Here is a 21103-nt window from a genome sequence, read left to right as displayed (position 1 = left end):
AGGAGGTTCGGGGGGGCAACCTCGCTTCGCAGGAAGCTCCCCAGGGAGATTCCGCCGCGGAAATTGTCCGTCCCGCCCTCGAACGCTACTCGCGGGTGAACGTCCCCATGCCGGCTCCGTCGAGAAACTCGACCGTCACAGATGTCGCGCGCGCACGGGGAGCGGACGGAGCGAAGGTCAGCTTCGAGGTGGATCCTTCGGGATTGTTCTCGTCGCGCGGCTCCAGCACGTAGACGCGGCCGTCCCAATGGCTGAGCGCGTACACCGTCGGCCCCGGACCGACCCGCACCTCCAGACCCTCGCCGCTGTCGGCGATTTCCAGCGCCCCGAAATAGTCATTGGCGTAGGTGCCGAGCAGGCTGTCGTCCATGCCGGGCCCGCTGGGGTCGGCCGGCGGCGACTGGTCGACCAGCTCTCCGACCGGGTCCGACAGCACCGAGAAGCGGCCGGCATAGGCCGGATACCAGTCCCGCTGGGCCTCTCCGAACTCGACCAGATCCATGAAGGTGTGGGCGACGGATTCGGCCGCGCCAATCGGGGCGGCATTGGTCACGACGCCGATCGCGACGTTCTCCAGCGGAAGCATGATGAAGTTCGTCCCGGTCCCCAGCGCGAACGCGCCCGAATGGCTGATGGACACCCGGCCCGACGCATCGACCCCGGTTCCGAAGCCGAAGCCGTAGAGACCGGGCCGCGCCGCGGGAAAGGGAATCGTCCCCGACACCACTTGCGCCTGGATCGCCGGCAGCAGAGCCTGGAAATAGGCGTCGTCACCCGGGCCGCTTGCGGTGTCCATGACCATTCCCAGCCACTTGCCGAGATCAGTGACAGATGCGCTGACGCCACCGGCGGGCGCCTGGGCGTCGGGGTGGCGGACAAACTTCGCCGCGTAGCCGTTCTCTGTCTCCACGTGTCCGGCGGCGCGGTTCTCGCGGCTCTCGAAATCGGCGAAGCGGAAGCTCGCGGTCTCCATTCCGAGCGGCTCGAAGAGCGTCTCGTCGGCAAGGGACTCCCAGTCGGCACCGGCCGCCGTGGCGACCGCTTCGGCCGCCGCGGTCAACCCGAAATTGGTGTAGGCATAGGTGTCGCGGAAGCTCGCAAGCGGCAGGAAGCGGAGCCGCTCCAGGACTTCGCGCCGGTCGAACCCGATATCTTCCAGATCGTCTCCGGCGTGACCCGGGAGCCCGGAGCGGTGCGCGAACATGTCGCCAACGGTGACGTGGTCCGTGACGTAGGGGTCGGACAGCTCGAACCACGGCAGGTGCTCGACGAGCGGCGTGGTCCAGGCAACCGTTCCGTCGGCGACCTTGTGGGCGACGATCGTCGCGCTGATCGACTTCGACAGGGACGCCAGCTGGAAGACGGTGTCGGCATCGACCGTCGCCGGTTCACCGACCTTGCGGACGCCGAACCCTTTGGCATGCACGATCTTGCCGTCCCGGACCACGACGAGCGCCATGCCCGGAATGCCGGATCGCTGCATGACATCCTCGGCCACATCGTCCACGGCCGCGATGGCCGCATCGATCTGACCCTCGGGAATGACCGTTCCCGGCTGCATCGGCGGCGGCAGGTCGTCGGCGGCTCGGGTGGCCGGAGCGCACGCCACACCAATCAGGGCGGCGAGACCGAGTTGGGAGATGAGACGCATCACCCTGAGCCCTCTGTCCTGATCGCGCATACCGGTCCCTCCGCTTGATGCATCGTTCTCTCCCGGACCGGGAGATCGATTCGATGTCGTGGGAGCGGAGTGTTCCTGTCAAATGTCAGGATCGCAAGATCATCGGATCGGTTCGCACGCAGTGCTAGCGGACCGCGCCGGAAACGGGCCGCTCGCGCGCGTCGTCCGCCGGCTCCCGCAAGGCCCTGACCACGAAGCCGGCAAACAGGAGCATGTCGGCGACGACAACGATGGAGGAAAGTCCGGCGACGGGATCGCCGACCCGGTTGCCGGTGTGCACGAGCGCGACGCCGACGATCATCACGAAGCTGGCCACGATCCAGACCGCCACCTGGATGAACGCCAGTCGGCCGCGATCCAGTTCCGGATGGAGCCGGTAGAAAATCCCCATCAGGAACAGGGACACCCACCCGAGAAGGTTCAGATGCGCATGGGCCGGCATGGTGGAATGGTCATGGGAGATGGCCATTGCGATCCCCCAGACCATTCCGATCAGGGCCATTGCAACGGCGGCGGGCAATGCGAGTGAGGAGGCGCGCATGGCAGTCCTTCGGATTTGAACGGGACGGGACGGGCAGGTCAGGAGACCGCCGTCATGGGCGGACCGACCACGTCGATCCGGTTGTCGCCGCAGGCGGCGTCGAAGATCTCGAGCTGTTCGTCGGTGGGAGCACCCTGATGCGGCGGAAGCGTATCGGCCTCGGCCGGCCTGCCCGCCGCCCGCGCCATCGCCTCGAAGTCGCCCTTGGTGGTGATCGTCAGCATGCGCATCCCGCCTTCGCTCGTGACGAGAAAGGTGTGGGGCACTCCCTTCGGCGCGGCGAAGGTGTCGCCCTCAGCGAGCCGCACGTCGCGTTCTCCCACGCGGAACCGGGCCTCGCCCGACAGCACGTAGAAGATCTCGTCCTCGCTGTGGTGGATGTGGGCCGGCGGCGAGAAGCCTGCTGGCAGAACCTGTTCGGTTATATAGACGGGTTCGCTTTCCCCGGCCCCCCGGTGGTGAATGCGAAACAGGACGTCGAAAAGCCAGATGCTCTCGCGTCTACGCGGTTCGACCATGACAATCCCTCCCTTTCCGCCGGCCCTTTCCGCGCAGGGCATCCGCGCTTGGACCGGATGCGGGCACCCGACCTGCCCCTGGGGCGATGACCGCAGCGCCTGAGAACGGATCATGGAACGGACATGGCCGATAAGGGAAATTTTGGTTTCGTATATGTATGATCACGCTCATGAATATAAGCTCCTTCGACCTGAACCTCCTGAAGGTCTTCGACGCGCTGATGCGGGAACGCAGCGCGACACGGGCGGGACGCTTGGTGGGCATGAGCCAGCCGGCGGTGAGCAATGCGCTCCACCGCATGCGCAACATCCTGGGTGACGAGCTGTTTGTCCGTCGCGGATCCGAGATGGTTCCGACGCCCCGAGCGGAGGCAATGTCCGTGCAGGTCAGCGAGGCGCTTGCACGGATCGATCAGGCGATCGCCGGCGACGCCACGTTCGATCCCCACAGCGCGGAAAGACTGTTCACGCTCTATGGCGCGGACTTCTTCTCGTCCCTGCTGATGCCGCCCCTGATGCGGCGCGTGTCAGCCGCCGCACCGAACATCGCGCTCCGGTTTCTGGAAAGCGCGACCGGGGAGGTCGAGCGGCTTTTGCGCGACAACGTGATCGATCTCGCCCTGGAACGGGAACTGCCCGTCCCCGACTGGATCTCGCGCCAGCCCATTCTGATCTCACGCTTCGTAGTCCTGGCGGCGCGCGGTAACCGTCACCTGGAGGAGGCCGGAGTGCGGCCAGGGGAGCCGATCCCATTGGGGCTGTTTTGTGCTCTGCCCCAGGCGCTGCGCAGCGTCGATGGCAGCATGATCGGCATGGTGGACGATGCGCTTGCACGGCTGGGGCGCACCCGCCGGGTGATGCTGGCCCTGCCCCATTTTCACAGTGTCGCCGTGGCCGTCGCCGAAAGCGAGCTAATCGCGGCGCTGCCCAACCAAACCGCCGAGGTGGCCGCCGGCACGCTCGCGGTCGACACCTATCTGCCGCCGATCGAGATTCGCCCCCAGAACCTTCACATGTACTGGCACCGGCGGGACGACCACAGCCCGGCGCACTGCTGGCTGCGGATGCGGATCCTGGACGCTGTAGACACACTTCGGTCGGACGGACCGATCGAGGGTCAGTGCCCGCCCGCGCCTGCGGGGACCGGTGCCGGTTTGCGCATCAGGGGTGTCGCGAGGATCAGCACGAAGAAGAGCAGCGTCATCGCATAGAAGACGTCGGCAAAGGCCATCACGGCGGATTGCTGGCTGACCATCCCGCCGATCTGGGCAATGGCCGCGCGATGGGCGTCCGGTCCGAGCGACGACAGCCCCTGCTCGATGGCCGCGATCTTCTCTTCCACGGCCTGACGGCCCCAGGCAACGCTTTCGGCAAGCCGCGCCGCGTGCAGGTCGGTCCGGTTGGACAGCAGCGTGTTGATGACCGCCAGACCGACCGCGCCGCCGAGATTCCGGGTGACGTTGAACAGGCCCGACGCGTTCTTCAGTTCGTGGAGGGGCAGTGTGCCGAGCGACAGGTTGGTGATCGGCACCATGCAGAACATCAAGGACACCCCGCGCAGGATCTGGGGCACGAACAGCTCCCAGAAGTCCCACTCGGAGGTGATGTGCGCGGCCTGCCAGGTGCCCAGCCCGAACCCGAAGAAGCCGAGGGCGATCATCAGACGCGGATCCATTTTCGCCGACAGCCGGCCAGCGAAGGGCGCCGTCAGGAACATCGCCAGGCCGGAGACGAACATGGTCTCGCCGATCATCAGGGCGGAGTAGTCACGCACCTGGGCGAGATAGATCGGATAGAGATAGGTCAGCCCGTAGAGGCCGATCCCCATGGCGAAGGAAAAGGCGGACCCGGTCGCGAAGTTGCGGTTGGCGAAAGCCCGCAGGTCCACCACTGGCTCGCGGGCGGTGAAGGCTCGCCAGAAAAAGCCGACGGCCGCGGCGACCGTGACCACGGTGAACAGTCTGATCAGCTCGTCGTCGAACCAGTCGTTCGCGGCGCCCTCCTCCAGCACGAACTCCAGGCTGCCGAGAAAACTGGCCATGAACAGGAGGCCCCACCAGTCGAACCGGTCGAGCAGCGAGAGATCCGGCTCATCGAAATCGACCAGCGCGATGGTCAGGATGGTGACGGCGATGCCCGGCACGACGTTGATCAGAAAGAGCCAGTGCCAGGAAAACAGCTCCGTCAGGTAGCCGCCCACGGTCGGGCCGATGGTCGGCGCGAGCGTGGCCACCAGCCCGATGATCGGCGCGACAACCGGCTGCTTTTCACGGGGAAAGACCGAATAGGCGGATGCAAACACCGTCGGGATCATGCCGCCGCCGATGAAGCCCTGAAGCGCGCGATAGACGATCATCTGGTCGATGGACGTCGCCGTGGCGCACATGAAACTCATGAAGGTGAAGCCGGCCGCGGAGCCCGCGAACATCCACCGGGTCGAGAACGCCCGGGACAGGTAGCCCGACAGCGGGATCATGATCACTTCGGCGATGAGGTAGCTGGTCTGGACCCAGGAGATCTCATCGCTGGAGGCCGACAGCCCGGCCTGGATCTCCGAGAGCGACGCCGAGACGATCTGGATGTCCAGGATGGCCATGAACATCCCGAACACCATGCAGATGAACGCGAACATCTTGCGCCGGTCGAGCCCGGGCGCAGGCCCGGCGGGAGCGGAGGGCCCGATGTCGGCGGCAGCGGTCGAACTCATGGCTCAGACTGGGCTCAGCGCGTCCCGCCGGCGGCCGCGCCGGAAGGATCGATCGGTTCGGCCGCATCGGCGCGCTCGAGGCCCGTCAGATCACGCAGCCGGTCGACGAGCCCGGCGATTTCGCTCCGGATCCGCGTTTCGGTGCGCTCGGCGATCTGCCGGTCCTCGTCGGTGCGGGTATCGACGGTCACGACCGCCGACATGCCCGGCCGCAGGACGGCTTCCTCCAGCACCGCCTGGTCGAGGACGACGCGCACGGGAAGCCGCTGGACGATCTTGGTGAAGTTGCCGGTGGCGTTTTCCGGCGGCAACAGGCTGAACAGGGCGCCGGAGGCCGGCGCAAGGCTCGCCACCGACCCTTCGAAGACCCGGTCCGGGAACGCGTCGACCGTCACCGAGACGGGCTGGCCCGGCACCATCCGCGCCAGCTGGGTCTCCTTGAAGTTCGCGTCCACATAGACATCGGCCAGCGGAACGATCGCAGCGATGCGCGAGCCCGGCTGGACCAGTTCCCCGATGTCGGCGGCCCGGTTGCCGATCACGCCGTCCACGGGCGCGCGGATCCTGGTGTAGGCGAGTTCCTGCTTGGCCTGGTCGAGCCGGGTGCGCAGGCTGTCGAGGGTTTTCAGCGCTTCCAGGCGCTGGGCCTCCAGCACGGCGACGTTGGCCTGAGCCGAGGTCAGGTGCGCGGTCGCCGCATGCAGCTCCGCCCGGGCCCGATCGCGGTCGACCCGCGCCGATTCCAGCTCCTGCCGGCTGGCGAAACTGCGGCTTTCCAGCTCCGATTTCCGGGTGAGTTCGTTGTCCGCGAATGTGAGAGCGGCCTCGCTGCCCTCCCGGTTCGCCTCGGCCTCGTCCACCTGGGACCGGGCGGCGCTGATCTGCTGTTCGATCCGGCGGATGGTCGCCTGCTGGACGTCGATGGCGTCCCGCGCGGACTGGACGGCGAGCCGATAGTCCTTGTCGTCGATTGTGGCGATCACCTGCCCCGTGCGCACCTGAGCATTGTCGGCGACCTCGATGCCGGCGAGATATCCACCGACCTTGGCCGACACCACCGACATGTCCGCATGGAGATAGGCGTCGTCGGTCGTCTCCTCGAACCGGCCGACCGTCCACCAGTTCCAGCCCTCGTAGGCCCCGCCGACGAGGGCGGCGAGCAGGACGAGGAGGAGGACGAGGCGCTTCCGGCTCTTCCGACGCGGCGGCGCGGAAGGCGTGACCGTGGAGGTCGTGTCCGGTCCGCCTTCCGCCCGCACGTCCGAAGGCTGCGGGTGCGTGCCCGCCTCCCCCGCCGGCGGAGCCATCGGGTCCTGCTGCGGATCGCGGCCCGGCGTACTGCCGCCGGATTCCGTCCGTGCCGTCGGGGACGCAGAACTCTCTCCCGCGGTCTTGGACGGCCGTTCGTCCGATCCGTCGAACCGATCGGCTCCCGTCTCGTCTGCCCGTTCCATGTCGAACTTGCCGTTGTGGTCCATCGTCGTTCCTGAGCCTGTTCGCCGGCACCGCGCAACGCGGGCCGGAGCGGCCGAAACGGTCTTCGTCTGTTGTCGTGCGGCTCCGGCTGCTGCGGGCGGCCGGACGCCGGCTCGCTGCTCTTTCGTCCCGGGCGCCAACGAGGCTCCGCCTTTTCGCAGCGGTGCCGCAACGTTCGGGCATCCTGAAAGCGCCTGTGGAAACAGGCGGGTGAGCGACCCGCACCTGAGCGGCCCACCCACTTTCGGGCAGCCGCCAAACAGCGGATCCACACGACAATTTACCGAACCGTTCGGTCAATTTGAGTCGCATGTAGCATTGACCGAACCGTTCGGTCAACGTAGATTGTCGATCGGGATCAGGGTGCACCGCGCAGCCAGGACTGCGGTCGCGCTTTCCCGGCGCGAGAGATATTTTGATGGCGGGCGGGCGGGGCTCGAGCGGCGGAACCGCTCGAAAGCGGCGGCGGAACGCCCACAACCGGCTCGCGTTTTGCTATGACAGGTTTACGGGGCAGCGATCGACCACGGCGAGGGCCCCGGCGGATCGAGGCCGGCTGCGGACCGACACATGGCGCCCCGCCTCGTCCGAGACAAGAATGAGCCGCCCAGAGTGAGACGATGAACAAAGCAGAACAGCTGCCGGGCCGGTCGAAGGGCCAGGCCGACGCACCGAAGCGCAAGGAAATTCTGGACGGCGCGCGCCAGGTCTTCCGGGCCGCCGGCTTCGACGGCGCCAGCATGGACAAGATCGCCCAGGTTGCCGGCGTCTCGAAGGGCACCCTGTACGTCTACTTCCACAACAAGGAGGAGCTCTTTCTGGAGCTCGTCCATGTGGATCGCAAGGAAGCGGCCGAGCAGATCTTTCTGAGAGAAGACGACGAGATCGACGTCGCCACCATGCTTCAGGAACTGGGCGAGAAGTTCCTGACCATGATGATCCAGCCCTCCCATGTCGCCCTGGTCCGCATGGTGATCGGGGCAGCGGAAAAATTCCCGGAAGCCGGCCAGACATTCTTCGAGATGGGGCCCTGTTTCGGGATCGACCGGCTGGCCGCCTATCTGGAGCGCCAGGCCTCCCGGGGCCGCATCGTCCTGAACGAGGATCCGAAGCTCGCCGCGGCCCACTTCCTGAATTTGTGCCACGGCGATGTGGTGAAGCGCCTCCTGTTCGGCTACGCGGAGCAGCCCTCCCGGGCCGACGTCCGCGCGACCGTCGACAGCGCCGTCCGGGTCTTCCTCAAGGCCTACGGCGCCTGATCGCTCCGAAGCACAGCACAGGGCGCCGATTTGCGGAGTTGTCGGCGGCGAAGCCCTCTGCCGCCGGAACCGACCTGCTGGACCCCATTGGGGCCGACGGCGGCACGCGGGCACGTGCCGCCGGTTCCACAATCAGGCGAAGGTCGCCTCGACCGCCTTCTTGACCTTGCCTGCGATCAGATCGGCCTCCTCGCGGCTCAGGCACAGCGGCGGCGCGAAGCCGGCGATGTCGCCCTGCGGCATGGCGCGGGAGATCACGTTCTCGCCGGCCAGCGCCTGTACGACGCGCGCCCCCGCCTTCTCCGAGGCATCGAAATAGGTACGGCTGTCGCGATCCTTCACGAACTCCACCGCGATCAGCAGCCCCTCGCCGCGCACCTCGCCCACATGCGGGTGGTCGCCGACGGCATCGATGAGCGCCTGCTTCAGGTAGGCGCCGGTCTCGCCGGCATTTTTCACCAGCCCCAGCTCGTCGATGAGCTTCAGGTTGGCGACGCCAGCCGCCGCACCGATCGGGTGGGCCGAGTAGGTCCAGCCGTGGCCGATCGGGCCGAACTCGTCGGTGCCCTCTTCCAGCACCTTCCAGACCTTGTCGGAGACGATGGAGCCGGACAGCGGCGCATAGGCCGAGGTCAGGCCCTTGGCGATGGTGATGATGTCCGGCCGGATACCGTAGTGGTCGGAGCCGAACATCGAGCCCAGCCGGCCGAACCCGGTCACCACCTCATCGGCGATCAGCAGGATGTCGTGCTTGTCGAGGACGGCCTGGATCGCCTCCCAGTAGCCGGCCGGCGGCGGCACGAGGCCGCCGGTGCCGAGCGCCGGCTCGCCGATGAAGGCGCCGATCGTATCCGCCCCTTCGCGCTCGATCAGCGCTTCCAGCTCGGAGGCGCAATGGGCGACGAACGCCTCCTCGCTCATGGAGGTGTCGGCGCGGCGGAAATAGTAAGGCGCCTCGGTGTGAATCACCTGGGAGAGCGGCAGGTCGAACTTCTTGTGGAAGAGCTCCAGCCCGGTCAGCGAGCCGGTCATCAGGCCGGAGCCGTGATAGCCGCGCCAGCGCGAGATGATCTTCTTCTTCTCCGGCTTGCCGCGGATGTTGTTGTAGTACCAGACCAGCTTCACGTTGGTCTCGTTGGCGTCCGAGCCCGACAGGCCGAAATAGACCTTCGACATGTTCGCCGGAGCCCGATCGAGCACCATCTTGGCCAGCGTGATGGAGGCCTCGGTGCCGTGGCCGACATAGGCGTGGTAGTAGGCGAGCTCGCGCGCCTGCTCGGCGATCGCCTCGGCGATCTCGGGGCGTCCGTAGCCGACATTGACGCAGTAGAGGCCGGCGAAGGCGTCGAGCATCTTCCGCCCGTCACGGTCCTCGATGTAAACGCCCTTGCCGCCGGTGATGATGCGCGACGGAGTCTCCCCGCGGGCATGCTGGGCGAGATGGGTCGAGGGATGGAAGAAGGTCTCGCGATCCCACTCGGCGAGCTTGTCGTTGGTCAGCATGTCGTGGCCCTCTTGGAGTTTGAGGTGTCGGAAAGCGGTCGGCCGGCATCGTCCCAGTCGTCCCAGCCGGGGAAGCGCAGAGGCTCCTCCCCGTCCAGGCCGGCGAGACGTTCCGCGAACGCGGTCTTGGATTGCTCGAGCTGGCGGCTGAATTCGTCCGCGCTCGCATAGGAATAGCCGTGGCCCTGGATGCCGAAGCTGGCGTGCGGGCGCAGCACGGTAAAGCCCATGTAGTGGAGCGAGAACTGCGTCGACCAGAGGATCTCGTCGAGGGAGCCGCCCCGGCCGCCGGTGACGAAGCTGGGCTCCGGCGCACCGGAGGTCACCGAGCACAGCGCCCGCTTGCCCCGGAAATAACCTTGGTCGTAGCGCATCCTGCTGGTGTAGAGGCCGCCGCTGACGAACACCCGGTCGAACCAGCCCTTCAGCATGGCCGGCACCGAGTGCCACCAGATCGGGAACTGGAAGATCACGAGGTCGGCCCGCTCCAGACGGGCGATCTCGCGCGATATTTCCGGACAGAGCGTTTCGGTCTTGAAGGCGTTGCGCTGTTCGGCGAGTGGGGCGAACACGTCCGCATCCACCGGCTGGGCATAATTCTCCCGCTTCTCGACGGGATCGAACCCCTCCGCGTAGAGATCGGAGATCTCGACGGTGTCGCCGCGGCTGCGGAACATCTCGGCGCCGACCTCGACCAGCGCCGCGTTGAAGGAGCGCGGCTCCGGGTGGCAGTAGACGAACAGGACGGTCATCGTTCCTTCCTTCCGCTCAGCCCCAGTTGCGGCAGACGTACTTGATGTCGGTGAAGGCCTCCAGCCCGTGGCGGGCGCCCTCGCGACCAAGCCCGGATTGCTTCATGCCGCCGAACGGGATCGGCGCGCCGGTGACCTTGGTCCGGTTGACGGCGACCATGCCGAAGGCGAGCCGGCGGCTGATCCGGTAGATGCGCCGCGGATCCTGGGTGTGCAGATAGGCCACGAGGCCGTACTCCGTGTCGTTGGCGATGCGCACCGCCTCGTCCTCGGCGTCGAAGGGGGCGATCGCCGCAACCGGACCGAACGTCTCCTCGCGGAAGATGGCCGCATCGGTCGGCACGTCGACAAGCACCGTCGGCTCGTAGAAGAGATCGCCGAGCGGCGCCCGCTTGCCGCCGGTCGTGAGCCGGGCACCGCGCTCCAGCGCGTCGGCGACATGCGCCTCCTGCTTGGCGATGGCACGGGCGTTCATCAGCGGCCCCAGGTCGGGATCCTCGATGCCGGGACCCAGCGTCAGCGCCGCCGTGCGCTCGGTGAACCGTCGGCAGAATTCCGCATAGACGGGGCGCTCGACCAGAAAGCGGTTGGCGCCCAGGCAGTCCTGCCCCGTGGTGGCGAACTTTGCCTTGATCGCCTCGTCGACGGCAAGGTCGAGATCGGCATCGGCGAACACCAGGAACGGCGCGTGGCCGCCGAGTTCCAGCACAAGCCGCTTCACCGTGTCCGCCGACTGGCGGTAGAGCAGCCGGCCGATCTCGGTCGAGCCGGTGAAGGAGAGCGCCCGCACCCGGGCGTCCGACGTCCAGGCGCCGACGATCTCCGGCGCGCGGCCCGTGACCACGTTGAACACGCCCGCCGGCAATCCGGCGCGGTCGGCGAGCTCGGCCAGCGCCAGCGCGGAAAGCGGCGTCTCTTCGGACGGATGCACGACGACCGTGCAGCCGGCGGCGATCGCGGCCGCGGCCTTGCGGGTGATCATGGCGCAGGGGAAGTTCCAGGGCGTCACCAGCGCGGCGACGCCCACCGGCTCGCGCCACAGCTCGACCTCGGCGTCCGGCAGGTGCGAGGTCACGCCCTCGATGTTCGGGCGCTTTGCCTCCTCCGCATAGAACTCGACGAAGGCGGCCGCATAGTCGATCTCGCCCCGCGCCTCCGAGAGCGGCTTGCCCTGCTCGATGGTCATGATCCGCGCGAGATCCTCGCGATGGGCGATCATCAGATCGAACCATCGGCGCAGCACGCGGGTCCGGTCCTGCGGCAGCGAGTGGGACCAGTCCTGGAAGCTGCGGTCCGCGGCATCGACGGCTGCAACCGCCTCGGCATCGGAAAGCCGGGCGACTTCGGCGACGATCCGCCCGTCGGCCGGATTGGTCACCTCGATGGTGCCGCCGGTCGCCGACCCCACCCAGCGGCCGTTGACGTAGGAGAAGCTGCGCACCAGTGCCCGATCTTCGAGATCCGCCATCAGCGTGTCGCGAATGGTGTCCGTCGCAATCATCGAAGCGCCTCCCTGAACGTAAGTCTCCGAAGGATACCGGCGATGCGCAGAGGATCTTTCTGTTCGCCCCCGCCGCGGCAGAGGATTCCTCTGAAGATCGCCGCTGCGCCCGTCAGTTCTCCTGCACGCCGGCGGCGAAGAGATCGGCCAGCGGCGGCGGACCGGCCTTCACGTCCTTGGTGACGATGTAGGTGAAGTAGCGCTTCAGCCCGAGTTCGGAAGCGAGAAGCTGGTCGACGAGCCGCTGATAGCTGTCGATGTCGCGGGTGACGACTTGCATCAGATAGTCGAAGCCGCCGCCGATCGCCCAGCAGGCGACGATCTCGTCGTGGCGCGCCACGGCACGTTCGAAGGCCTGGAAGCTCTCCGCGCGATGGCTTTCCAGTTCCGCGACCACGAAAACCACCACATGCGGGGCGACCTTGGCGAGCGCCACGTCCGCCCGGTAGCCACGGATGAAGCCGGCCTTCTCCAGACGCCGGAGCCGCTCCCAGCACGGCGTCGCCGACAGGTTCACCCGGCGGGCAAGGTCCACCTTCGAGATCCGCCCTTCACGGCTGAGGATCGACAGAATCTGGAGGTCTCGGTCATCGAGAGGGATCGCGCTCATCCGGCCACGCTCATCAGGGAAGGAAACCTTGTCAATCTAGACCCGTCATGCAGGATAGTCTCATGACAATGTGGCCGCCCGACCCGTCTACGCTCAAGCGACCGGTCTACCGTTCGCTGGCGGAGAGCCTCATCGAGGCCATCAAGGCAGGCGAAGTGCGCCAGGGCGACCGGCTGCCGACCCACCGCGATCTGGCGGAAACGCTGGGCATCAGCGTACAGACCGTCAGCCGGGCCTACGAGGAGCTGGACAGGCAGGGCGCCATCGCCGGCATGGTCGGCCGCGGGACATTCGTCCGCGCTTCCGCCTCCGACACCCGCACGCCATGGCACCGAATCGGCGACGGCGACGAGGTCGTCGACTTCTCCATGCTGACACCGGTGACCGGCGACATTCACGAAAAGCGCCTCAAGGCCACCCTTGCTGAGATGGCCACCGACGTGACCCCCGACGTGCTGTTCTCGTTCCGGCCCCGGGCTACGCTCTCGACCCACGCGGAAACCGCGCTCGACTGGCTGAAGCGCTGCGGGCTGGAGATCAGCCGCGCCCAGGTGCTTCCGACCAACGGCAACACCTCGGCCATGACCGTGGCGCTGATGACCGCTGCCGACCCGGGCGACCTGGTGGTCTGCGAGGATCTCACCCACCACACGCTGAAAGCGCTGTGCACCTACCTGTCGCTCGACCTGGCGGGCCTGGAAACCGACGCGGAAGGGATCGTTCCCGACGCCTTCGAGGAGGCCTGCCGGGCGCGCCCGGTGCGGGCGCTGTTCGTCATGCCGTCGGGGCTGAATCCGAAGGCGGCGACCATGGGCCGGAGGCGGCGCGAGGCGCTCGTCGAGATCGCCCGCCGGCACAACGTGACCATCGTCGAGGACGACGCATGGGGACCGATCCAGCCACGCAAGCCGGCGCCCATCGCGTCGCTCGCGCCGGAGCGGACCTTCTACTTCACGAGCTTCACCAAGTCGCTGCTGCCGGGGCTGCGCTATGGCTGGCTCGTCGTCCCGGAGACGCTGGTCTCCGCCACCGCGAACCGCCACATGGTCACCAACTGGATGGCCACCCCACTGATGGCGGAGATCGGCACGCGCTGGCTGAAGGACGGCACCGCGTACGAGCTTCTCGAGTGGCAGAAGGCCACGCTGGAGCGCCGCAACCGGATCGCGGCGGAGACCCTGAAGGATCTCGACGTGACGTCGAGCCCCAACGGTCTGCACGTCTGGCTGTCACTGCCCGAACGCTGGAACGAGGACGCCTTCGTCGCCCACGCCCGCAACGAAGGCGTCGCTGTCGCCGCCGGCTCCTCCTTCACCATCGATCTGACGGCCCGACCAAATGGCATCCGCATCTGCCTCGGCTGCTCGAGCGAGGCGAACATGGTCCGCGGGCTCGAAGTCATCGCCCGGCTCGTCCGCAACCAGCCGGAACCCGCCCTCCTCACGATGTGAGGCCTCTCCGATCGGCTGATGGTCCGCAAACCGTCGGGTTCCCGGCGGTCACGCCCTGGGGAAATTCCGCGCATTCCTCCGGAATCGTGCCGATATTGCGGGCATCTGATTGTCATGAGTAAGAAATAGATTGACGTGGCTTTGTCACGGTTCAACTCTAGGGCAGTCGGATGTGCCAGTGGGGGGCAATGCAGGGTTGGGGGACTTCTGCAGATCGGGAGGACCGGCAACCCGCCATCACCGGCCTGCGTCCGTCGGCTCCATCGATCGGTGCCCCTGGGGGCATCGCCGGATTCCATCCGACCCGAGCAACATCCCTCTCCAACGAGGAAGGAACAGCGACATGACGGTGCGACGTACAGGAACCATCGCGGCGGTTGCCGCCGGCGCCCTCCTGATCGGTGCGGTAAGCACCGCCCAGGCGGCGACCTGGCGGTACGCCTTCGAAGAGGCGATGGACGAGGTTCAGGGCAAGTACGCCCAGAAGTTCAAGGAGGAGGTCGAGGCCAACTCCGACCACACCATCCAGCTCTTCCCGTTCGGCACGCTCGGCGAGTCCGCCGACATCATGGAACAGGCCCAGGCCGGCATCCTGCAGTTCGTGGACCAGTCGCCGGGCTTCACCGGCGCCCTGATCCCCGAGGCGCAGGTGTTCTTCGTGCCCTACCTGCTTCCGCAGGACCAGGAGACGCTGAACACCTTCTTCCGGAACTCCAAGGCCATCAACGAGATGTTCCCCGAGCTCTATGCCGAGCAGGGCCTTGAGCTTCTCAAGATGTTCCCCGAGGGCGAGGTCTGCATGACCACCCAGGAGCCGGTGCACAGCCCGGCCGACCTGGAGGACGTCAAGTTCCGGGTGATGACCAACCCGCTGCTGGTCGAAAGCTACAAGGCGTTCGGCGCGACCCCGACGCCGCTGCCCTGGGGCGAGGTCTACGGCGCGCTGCAGACCGGCATCATCCAGGGCCAGGAAAACCCCGGCTTCTTCCTGGAATCGACCAAGATGTACGAGGTCACCGAGGTCGTGACCTGCATCGGCCACAACAACTTCACCACCGCTGTCATGGCCAACAAGGACTTCTACGACGGCCTGTCGGAAGAGGACCAGAAGGTCATCCAGAACGCTTCCGACGCAGCGTTCGACTACATCCTCGACTACCAGAAGAACCTTCAGGAAGAATCCCTGAAGAAGATCAAGGAGGCGAAGCCCTCCATGGAGATCAACACGCTCTCGGAAGAAGAGCGCAAGCCCTTCATGGAGACGGCCGACGAGGTCGAGGCCGCGTTCATCGAGATGACCGGCGAAAGCGGCAAGAAGATCCTGGAGCAGATGAAAGCGGACCTGAAGTCCGCTTCGCAGTCCCAGTAGCCGAGCCGCCGTCCCGGGCGCGCCCGCGCCCGGGACCCTTCTGCCCTTCCAGATGGGAAATGACGCGGTGACCGACGATCCAGATGCCCACGCAAGGTCGCACGGCGAGGCGCACATGACCTCCGCCGACCAGTCAGACCTCGGCGACTATCGCTCCTCGCTCCCCGGCTTCCTGGGAACCATCGACATGGCGATCGCCCGCATCGAGGCCGTCGCCCTGGCCGGCGGCGTGCTCCTGATGGCGGCGAACACGATCGCCAACGTGCTCGGCCGGTTCGTCTTCCAGCAGAGCATCTTCTTCTCCGAAGAGCTCAACCGGATCCTCATCATCCTGATCACCTTCGCCGGCATCAGCTATGCGGCGCGCCACGGTCGCCACATCCGCATGTCGGCGATCTACGACGAGATGCCGCCACACCTGCGCAAGGCGCTGATGGTGGTGATCGCGCTCGTCACGGCGCTCTTCATGTTCGGCCTGTGCTACTACGCCGTCGGCTACATCATCACCCAGGCCGGCCGGGGCCGCGTGCTGCCGGCGCTGCAGATCCCGGTCTGGTGGATCTATCTCTGGGTGCCCGTCGGCTTCTTCATGACCGGCGCCCAGTACCTGCTCACCGCAATCAAGAATCTTCTCGAGCGCGACATCTATCTCTCCACGCACGTGCTGGAGGGATATGACGACGACGAAGTGGAGGTCTGACCCATGGCGACCACCATTTTCGGCGTGATGATCGTCCTCCTGCTGCTCGGCTTCCCGATGATGATCCCGCTCATCATCGGCGCCTTCATCGGCTTCTATTCGCTGTTCGGCGGATTCGGCCAGCTCGAGACGATGATCCAGCAGATGCTCGCGGGCATCCGGCCGGCCTCGCTGATCGCGGTGCCGATGTTCATCTTCGCCGCCGACATCATGACGCGCGGCCAGTCGGCCAACCGGCTCATCGACCTGGTGATGACCTTCGTCGGCCACGTGAAGGGCGGCCTCGCCGTCTCCACTGCGGCCGCCTGCACCATGTTCGGCGCGGTCTCCGGATCCACCCAGGCCACCGTGGTCGCAATCGGCGGCCCGCTGCGCCCGCGCATGCTGAAGGCCGGCTACAACGACAGCTTCGTCCTGGCGCTGATCGTCAACGCCTCCGACATCGCCTTCCTGATCCCGCCGTCCATCGGCATGATCATCTACGGCGTTGTCTCCAACACCTCGATCTCTGAGCTGTTCATCGCCGGCGTTGGCCCGGGCATCCTGATCCTGCTGCTGTTCTCCGGCTACAGCATGATCTACGCCATCCGCAACAACGTCCCCACCGAGCCGAAGGCAAGCTGGGGCGAGCGCCTCAGGGCCACACAGCGGGCGCTGTGGCCGCTAGGCTTCCCGGTGATCATCATCGGCGGCATCTACGGCGGCATCTTCTCACCGACCGAGGCGGCTGCGGCCTGCGTGCTCTACGCGCTGATCCTGGAAATGATCGTGTTCCGCTCGATCGACCTCAAGGCGCTGTACGAAACCGCCAAGTCGACCGGGCTGATCACCGCGGTGGTGTTCATCCTGGTGGCCGCCGGTGCCGCCTTCTCCTGGGTGATCTCGTTCGCGCAGATCCCGCAGGCCATTCTGGGAGCGGTCGGCGTCGCCGAGATGGGCCAGATCGGCGTCCTGTTCGTCATCTCCATCGCCTTCTTCGTCGGCTGCATGTTCGTCGACCCGATCGTGGTCATCCTGGTGCTCGTCCCGATCTTCGCCCCTGTGGTGCAGTCGGTGGGCATCGACCCGGTGCTGGTCGGCGTCATCATCACCCTGCAGGTGGCCATCGGCTCGGCGACGCCACCATTCGGCTGCGACATCTTCACGGCGATAGCCGTGTTCAAGCGGCCCTACATCGAGGTCATTCGCGGCACGCCGCCGTTCATCCTCATCCTGCTCTGCGTCTCGGTCGCCCTGATCTTCTTCCCGCAGATCGCGCTGTTCCTGCGCGACCTGGCCTTCGGCAAGTGAGGACGTGATGTTCAGACGGATACTCGTTCCCTGTGACGGCTCCCAAGGCAGCGAGCGGGCGCTGTTCAAGGCGATCGACCTGGCCAAGCTGTGCGAGGCGGAACTGGTGCTCCTGACCATCTACCGCCATCACAGCCTTCTGGAGGCCTCGTTCTCCATGGTGCGTCCGGAGGACCCCGGCAACCTGGACGACGCCATGCGGGGCCACGCAAAGGAAGTGGTGGACTACGCCAAGCGCGTCGCCACCGACGCCGGACTCAAGCCGCGCGCCTTCGTCAAGGCCGGCCAGCCCGCGCGCGGCATCGTCGCCTTCGCCGCCGAGCACGATTGCGACCTGATCGTCATGGGCAGCCGGGGCCTGGGCTCCATCGAGGGCTACCTGCTGGGCAGTGTCTCCCACAAGGTGACGGGCCTCGCCGGCTGCCCCGTCATGGTCGTCTGACACCATGGAGAACGGGGTTTTCGTCATGCTGTCCCGTTCCTTCACGCCGCAGACGATCGAGACCGGGCGGCTGACGCTTCAGCCGGACGCCGCCGTGCGGCGTATCGGACTGCTGCTTCTGGCCACCGACCTGCGCACGGAAATCGACGCGACGCGGCTGCTCGCCGCGCCGAATGTCGCGGTCCATTCCACGCGTGTCGCCTTCGACAATCCCACCACGCCGGAGAACCTCCGCCAAATGGAACCCCGGCTCGCCGACGCCTCCCGGCTGCTGGTGCCCGGCACGCACCTTCACGCGGTCTACTATGCCTGTACGTCCGCCTCCGCGGTGATCGGCGACGACGCGATCGACCGGGCCATCGGCGAGGCGCGTCCGGGCGTGCCGGTGGTCACGCCGACCCGGGCTGCGCTCGACGCGTTCCGGGTGCTTGGCACGCGGCGGATCGCCCTGGTGACGCCTTATGTGGAGGAAACCGCGGTACCGATGATCGCCTGCTTCGAGCGCTTCGGGATCGAGGTAACGACGGCCGCATGCTTCGGCTTCGAGGACGATCGGATGATGGCCCGGATCACCCCCGAGAGCCTGCTGGAGACAGCGGCGAGGGTCGACACCGCGTCCGCCGAGGCGGTGTTCGTCTCCTGCACGGCGCTGCCGTCGGTGGACATCGCCGGAGCGCTCGAGAACCGGCTCGGCCTGCCCGTCGTGACCGCCAACCAGGCGGCGCTCTGGGCGCTGCGCGGCCATGCCGGCATCAGCGGGGATCCCGGGGGCGCCGGGAGCCTGTTCGCCCACCCGCCGGGCTGAGGCGGATCGTCCGCGTCGCGGACGGAACGACGATTGACGCGGGCGCACGACGCCCGCACACCGGGCAGACGAGAAAGGCCCGAGACATTTGCCCGGCGCGAGCGCGGCCGGGACCCACAGAGGAGCCGCCGAGAATGCCAGTAGGAGTGACGCTTCCCTTCAGCCGGGAGGAGTATGCCGATCGCCTGAAGAAGACGCGCGCCGCGATGTCGGAGCTTGGCGTCGACGTCCTGATCGTGGTCGACCCGTCGAACATGGCGTGGCTCACCGGCTACGACGGGTGGAGCTTCTACGTGCACCAGGCCGTGCTCGTGTTTCACGACGAGGACCCGATCTGGTGGGGTCGCAACCAGGACGCCAACGGCGCGCGGCGGCGCGTCTACATGGATGACGACCGCATCATCGGCTACCCGGACGTCTACGTGCAGGCCAAGGACCGCCACCCGATGGACCATCTGGGCGGCGTCCTCGCCGAGCGCGGCTACTCGAAGGCCCGCATCGGACTGGAACTGGAGAACTACTACTTCTCCGCCGCCGCCTATCTGGCGCTCAACAAGATCCTGCCGGACGCCAAGGGCGTCGACGCCACCGGCCTCGTGAACTGGCAGCGCGGCCGCAAGTCCGACGCCGAGATCGTCTTCATGCGGCGCGCCGCGCGGATCGTGGAGCGCATGATGCGTGCCGCCATGGACAAGATCGAGGTGGGCCTGCCGAAGAACGAGCTCGTCGCGGAGATCTACCGGGTCGGCATCGAGGGCGCAGCGGAGGCCGATGGCGCCAAGTTCGGCGGCGACTATCCGGCGATCGCGCCGCTGCTGCCGTCGGGCACCGAGGCGGCCGCGCCGCACCTCACCTGGGACGACCGTCCGTTCCGCGACGGCGAAGGCACCTTCTTCGAGATCGCCGGCTGTTACTGGCGCTACCACGCCCCGCTCTGCCGGACCGTCTTCCTCGGCACACCGCCCGCCTCCATCCGGGAAGCGGAGAAGGCGCTGATCGAGGGTCTGGAAGCCGGCCTCGACAAGGCGCGCGCCGGCAACCGCGCCTGCGACGTCGCCAACGCGCTGGCCGATACGCTGCGCCGCCATGGAATCGAGCGCAGCGCCCGCTGCGGCTATCCGATCGGGCTGTCCTATCCGCCCGACTGGGGCGAGCGCACCATCTCCTTCCGCGAGAGCGACGAGACGATCCTGGAGCCGGGCATGACATTCCACTTCATGCCGGGCCTTTGGATGCAGGACTGGGGGCTGGAAATCACCGAAAGCATCCTCATCAAGGACAGCGGCCCGGCCGAGTGCCTGGCCAACTATCCGCGCGAGATCTTCGTGAAGGACTGAGCGCCCGATGCTCGACCACACCGAACGGATCCTCGCCGACCTGATCGGCTTCCCCACCGTTTCGGCCGACGGGAACCTGGAGCTGATCGCCTACGCCGCCGCGGCGCTCGACGGCCTCGGTGCCCACACCCGCACGACGCTGGACGAGACCGGCACCAAGGCGAACCTGTTCGCCACGATCGGGCCGGACGTGCCGGGCGGCGTCGTGCTGTCGGGCCATACCGACGTGGTGCCCGCCGACGGAGACTGGACCGACGATCCGTTCACGGCGGTGGAGCGGGACGGGCTGATCTACGGCCGTGGCGCCTGCGACATGAAGGGCTTCATCGCCTGCGCGCTCGCCATGGCTCCGGCCTTTGCCGGCGCGGACCTCAAGCGCCCGGTCCACTTCGCCTTCACCTATGACGAGGAGGTCGGCTGCTTTGGCGCCCGCGCCCTCATGGACGCGCTTTCAGACTGGGGGGTGAAGCCGGCCACCTGCATCATCGGCGAGCCGACCTCGATGCGCATCATCGAGGGCCACAAGGGCTGCTACGAGTACACCACCGCCTTCACCGGCGTGCCCGGCCATGCCTCCGAGCCCGACCGGGGCGTCAACACCATTGCCTATGCCGGGCGCTTCCTCGGCAAGCTCGCGGAGATGGAAGGCGCGCTGAAGGCCAGGGCGCCGGACGGCAGCCCGTTCAACCCGCCCTGGTCGACGCTTCAACCCGGCGTCATCCGCGGCGGCATCGCCCGCAACGTTATTCCCGATGCCTGCGAGGTGGAGTGGGAGATGCGGCCGGTGAACGCCGCCGATGCCCGTTTCGCCCTCGACCGGATCCGCTCGTTCCTGAACGACGAGATCGATCCCGAAATGCGCGCGAAGGCGGCCGAGGCCGGCGTCACCACCCTGACCGTCGGCGAGGTCGACGGGCTGGAACCCCTGCCCGAGTCCGAGGCGCTGGCACTGGTGCGCGAGCTGACCGGCGGCAATGCGGCCGACGTGGTCTCCTTCGGCACCGAGGCCGGCCTGTTCCAGGGCGCCGGCATCTCCACCGTCGTGTGCGGACCGGGCTCCATCGAACAGGCCCACAAGCCCGACGAGTTCGTCGCGCTGGAGCAGCTGCAACTCTGCCTGGACATGCTGGGCCGGCTGGAACGGAAGCTGTCGGTCTGAGG

General features: G+C 67.0%; 19 protein-coding genes. 10 read left to right on the top strand and 9 right to left on the bottom strand.

What is annotated here, in order from left to right:
- Positions 1-85: 85 nt before the first annotated feature.
- The 3 genes from J2S73_RS07570 to J2S73_RS07560 form a co-directional block, all read right to left on the bottom strand.
- A complete protein-coding gene (locus tag J2S73_RS07570; protein ID WP_306884860.1) occupies positions 86-1681 on the bottom strand; it encodes a serine hydrolase in 1596 nt (531 codons plus the stop codon).
- A 124-nt stretch (positions 1682-1805) separates the two neighbouring features.
- On the bottom strand, positions 1806-2222 hold the full coding sequence (locus J2S73_RS07565; protein ID WP_306884859.1) for a hypothetical protein: 417 nt from the start codon (positions 2220-2222) through the stop codon (positions 1806-1808).
- Between the two features lie 38 nt (positions 2223-2260).
- Positions 2261-2740, bottom strand: coding sequence for a cupin domain-containing protein (locus J2S73_RS07560; RefSeq protein ID WP_306884858.1), 480 nt, complete (start codon positions 2738-2740; stop codon positions 2261-2263).
- A gap of 158 nt (positions 2741-2898) precedes the next feature.
- Between J2S73_RS07560 and J2S73_RS07555 the strand changes: the two genes are divergently transcribed.
- Positions 2899-3951, top strand: coding sequence for a LysR family transcriptional regulator (locus tag J2S73_RS07555; protein WP_306884857.1), 1053 nt, complete (start codon positions 2899-2901; stop codon positions 3949-3951).
- On the opposite strand, the gene J2S73_RS07550 is transcribed toward J2S73_RS07555, so the two are convergent.
- Entirely contained in the window at positions 3858-5447 is a 1590-nt protein-coding gene (locus J2S73_RS07550; protein WP_306884856.1) for a DHA2 family efflux MFS transporter permease subunit, read from the bottom strand. The genes J2S73_RS07555 and J2S73_RS07550 overlap by 94 nt on opposite strands.
- Before the next feature lie 14 nt (positions 5448-5461).
- Complete coding sequence (locus J2S73_RS07545) at positions 5462-6925, bottom strand: HlyD family secretion protein (protein WP_306884855.1); 1464 nt, start codon at positions 6923-6925, stop codon at positions 5462-5464.
- Positions 6926-7543: 618 nt separating this feature from the next.
- Between J2S73_RS07545 and J2S73_RS07540 the strand changes: the two genes are divergently transcribed.
- Complete coding sequence (locus tag J2S73_RS07540) at positions 7544-8182, top strand: TetR/AcrR family transcriptional regulator (protein ID WP_306884854.1); 639 nt, start codon at positions 7544-7546, stop codon at positions 8180-8182.
- A 132-nt stretch (positions 8183-8314) separates the two neighbouring features.
- Here the strand turns inward: J2S73_RS07540 and J2S73_RS07535 are convergent, their stop codons facing one another.
- The 4 genes from J2S73_RS07535 to J2S73_RS07520 all read right to left on the bottom strand — a co-directional run bounded on the left by J2S73_RS07535 (position 8315) and on the right by J2S73_RS07520 (position 12548).
- Entirely contained in the window at positions 8315-9685 is a 1371-nt protein-coding gene (locus tag J2S73_RS07535) for an aspartate aminotransferase family protein (protein ID WP_306884853.1), read from the bottom strand.
- Positions 9679-10437: an NAD(P)H-dependent oxidoreductase gene (locus J2S73_RS07530; RefSeq protein ID WP_306884852.1), complete on the bottom strand. Its 759-nt coding sequence runs from the start codon at positions 10435-10437 to the stop codon at positions 9679-9681. The genes J2S73_RS07535 and J2S73_RS07530 overlap by 7 nt, the downstream gene beginning before the upstream one ends.
- 16 nt (positions 10438-10453) lie before the next feature.
- Positions 10454-11938 carry an NAD-dependent succinate-semialdehyde dehydrogenase gene (locus tag J2S73_RS07525; protein WP_306884851.1) on the bottom strand — a complete coding sequence of 495 codons (1485 nt, stop codon included), beginning with the start codon at positions 11936-11938 and terminating at the stop codon, positions 10454-10456.
- A gap of 112 nt (positions 11939-12050) precedes the next feature.
- Complete coding sequence (locus tag J2S73_RS07520; RefSeq protein ID WP_306884849.1) at positions 12051-12548, bottom strand: Lrp/AsnC family transcriptional regulator; 498 nt, start codon at positions 12546-12548, stop codon at positions 12051-12053.
- 62 nt (positions 12549-12610) lie between these two features.
- Between J2S73_RS07520 and ehuR the strand changes: the two genes are divergently transcribed.
- The 8 genes from ehuR (at position 12611) to argE (ending at position 21101) form a co-directional block, all read left to right on the top strand.
- A complete protein-coding gene (ehuR, locus tag J2S73_RS07515) occupies positions 12611-13999 on the top strand; it encodes a MocR-like ectoine utilization transcription factor EhuR (RefSeq protein WP_306884848.1) in 1389 nt (462 codons plus the stop codon).
- Between the two features lie 343 nt (positions 14000-14342).
- Complete coding sequence (locus J2S73_RS07510) at positions 14343-15368, top strand: TRAP transporter substrate-binding protein (RefSeq protein ID WP_306884847.1); 1026 nt, start codon at positions 14343-14345, stop codon at positions 15366-15368.
- 67 nt (positions 15369-15435) lie between these two features.
- The gene (locus tag J2S73_RS07505) at positions 15436-16068 is read left to right on the top strand and encodes a TRAP transporter small permease (protein WP_306884846.1); all 633 of its coding nucleotides are present in this window, start codon (positions 15436-15438) and stop codon (positions 16066-16068) included.
- A 3-nt stretch (positions 16069-16071) separates the two neighbouring features.
- Complete coding sequence (locus tag J2S73_RS07500) at positions 16072-17358, top strand: TRAP transporter large permease (RefSeq protein ID WP_306884845.1); 1287 nt, start codon at positions 16072-16074, stop codon at positions 17356-17358.
- A gap of 7 nt (positions 17359-17365) precedes the next feature.
- Positions 17366-17800 (top strand): universal stress protein, encoded by a 435-nt coding sequence (locus tag J2S73_RS07495; protein WP_306884844.1) that lies wholly within the window; start codon positions 17366-17368, stop codon positions 17798-17800.
- 25 nt (positions 17801-17825) lie between these two features.
- Complete coding sequence (locus J2S73_RS07490) at positions 17826-18605, top strand: aspartate racemase/maleate isomerase family protein (RefSeq protein ID WP_306884843.1); 780 nt, start codon at positions 17826-17828, stop codon at positions 18603-18605.
- 134 nt (positions 18606-18739) lie between these two features.
- Complete coding sequence (gene doeA / locus J2S73_RS07485) at positions 18740-19942, top strand: ectoine hydrolase DoeA (protein WP_306884842.1); 1203 nt, start codon at positions 18740-18742, stop codon at positions 19940-19942.
- Between the two features lie 7 nt (positions 19943-19949).
- The gene (argE, locus tag J2S73_RS07480) at positions 19950-21101 is read left to right on the top strand and encodes an acetylornithine deacetylase (RefSeq protein ID WP_306884841.1); all 1152 of its coding nucleotides are present in this window, start codon (positions 19950-19952) and stop codon (positions 21099-21101) included.
- Positions 21102-21103 lie beyond the last annotated feature (2 nt).

The organism is Amorphus orientalis, from assembly GCF_030814015.1.
GTDB lineage: Bacteria > Pseudomonadota > Alphaproteobacteria > Rhizobiales > Amorphaceae > Amorphus > Amorphus orientalis.
This window is presented reverse-complemented; position numbering and strand designations above follow the sequence as displayed.

Excerpts from the sequence above, each read along its gene's own strand:
- J2S73_RS07555 (WP_306884857.1), top strand. The coding sequence starts at position 2,899 with ATGATCACGCTCATGAATATAAGCTCCTTCGACCTGAACCTCCTGAAG.
- ehuR (WP_306884848.1), top strand. The coding sequence starts at position 12,611 with ATGACAATGTGGCCGCCCGACCCGTCTACGCTCAAGCGACCGGTCTAC.
- doeA (WP_306884842.1), top strand. The coding sequence starts at position 18,740 with ATGCCAGTAGGAGTGACGCTTCCCTTCAGCCGGGAGGAGTATGCCGAT.
- J2S73_RS07545 (WP_306884855.1), bottom strand. The coding sequence starts at position 6,925 with ATGGACCACAACGGCAAGTTCGACATGGAACGGGCAGACGAGACGGGA.
- J2S73_RS07495 (WP_306884844.1), top strand. The coding sequence starts at position 17,366 with ATGTTCAGACGGATACTCGTTCCCTGTGACGGCTCCCAAGGCAGCGAG.
- J2S73_RS07525 (WP_306884851.1), bottom strand. The coding sequence starts at position 11,938 with ATGATTGCGACGGACACCATTCGCGACACGCTGATGGCGGATCTCGAA.
- J2S73_RS07565 (WP_306884859.1), bottom strand. The coding sequence starts at position 2,222 with ATGCGCGCCTCCTCACTCGCATTGCCCGCCGCCGTTGCAATGGCCCTG.
- argE (WP_306884841.1), top strand. The coding sequence starts at position 19,950 with ATGCTCGACCACACCGAACGGATCCTCGCCGACCTGATCGGCTTCCCC.
- J2S73_RS07510 (WP_306884847.1), top strand. The coding sequence starts at position 14,343 with ATGACGGTGCGACGTACAGGAACCATCGCGGCGGTTGCCGCCGGCGCC.
- J2S73_RS07570 (WP_306884860.1), bottom strand. The coding sequence starts at position 1,681 with ATGCGCGATCAGGACAGAGGGCTCAGGGTGATGCGTCTCATCTCCCAA.
- J2S73_RS07550 (WP_306884856.1), bottom strand. The coding sequence starts at position 5,447 with ATGAGTTCGACCGCTGCCGCCGACATCGGGCCCTCCGCTCCCGCCGGG.
- J2S73_RS07540 (WP_306884854.1), top strand. The coding sequence starts at position 7,544 with ATGAACAAAGCAGAACAGCTGCCGGGCCGGTCGAAGGGCCAGGCCGAC.
- J2S73_RS07535 (WP_306884853.1), bottom strand. The coding sequence starts at position 9,685 with ATGCTGACCAACGACAAGCTCGCCGAGTGGGATCGCGAGACCTTCTTC.
- J2S73_RS07520 (WP_306884849.1), bottom strand. The coding sequence starts at position 12,548 with ATGAGCGCGATCCCTCTCGATGACCGAGACCTCCAGATTCTGTCGATC.
- J2S73_RS07500 (WP_306884845.1), top strand. The coding sequence starts at position 16,072 with ATGGCGACCACCATTTTCGGCGTGATGATCGTCCTCCTGCTGCTCGGC.
- J2S73_RS07490 (WP_306884843.1), top strand. The coding sequence starts at position 17,826 with ATGCTGTCCCGTTCCTTCACGCCGCAGACGATCGAGACCGGGCGGCTG.
- J2S73_RS07530 (WP_306884852.1), bottom strand. The coding sequence starts at position 10,437 with ATGACCGTCCTGTTCGTCTACTGCCACCCGGAGCCGCGCTCCTTCAAC.
- J2S73_RS07560 (WP_306884858.1), bottom strand. The coding sequence starts at position 2,740 with ATGGTCGAACCGCGTAGACGCGAGAGCATCTGGCTTTTCGACGTCCTG.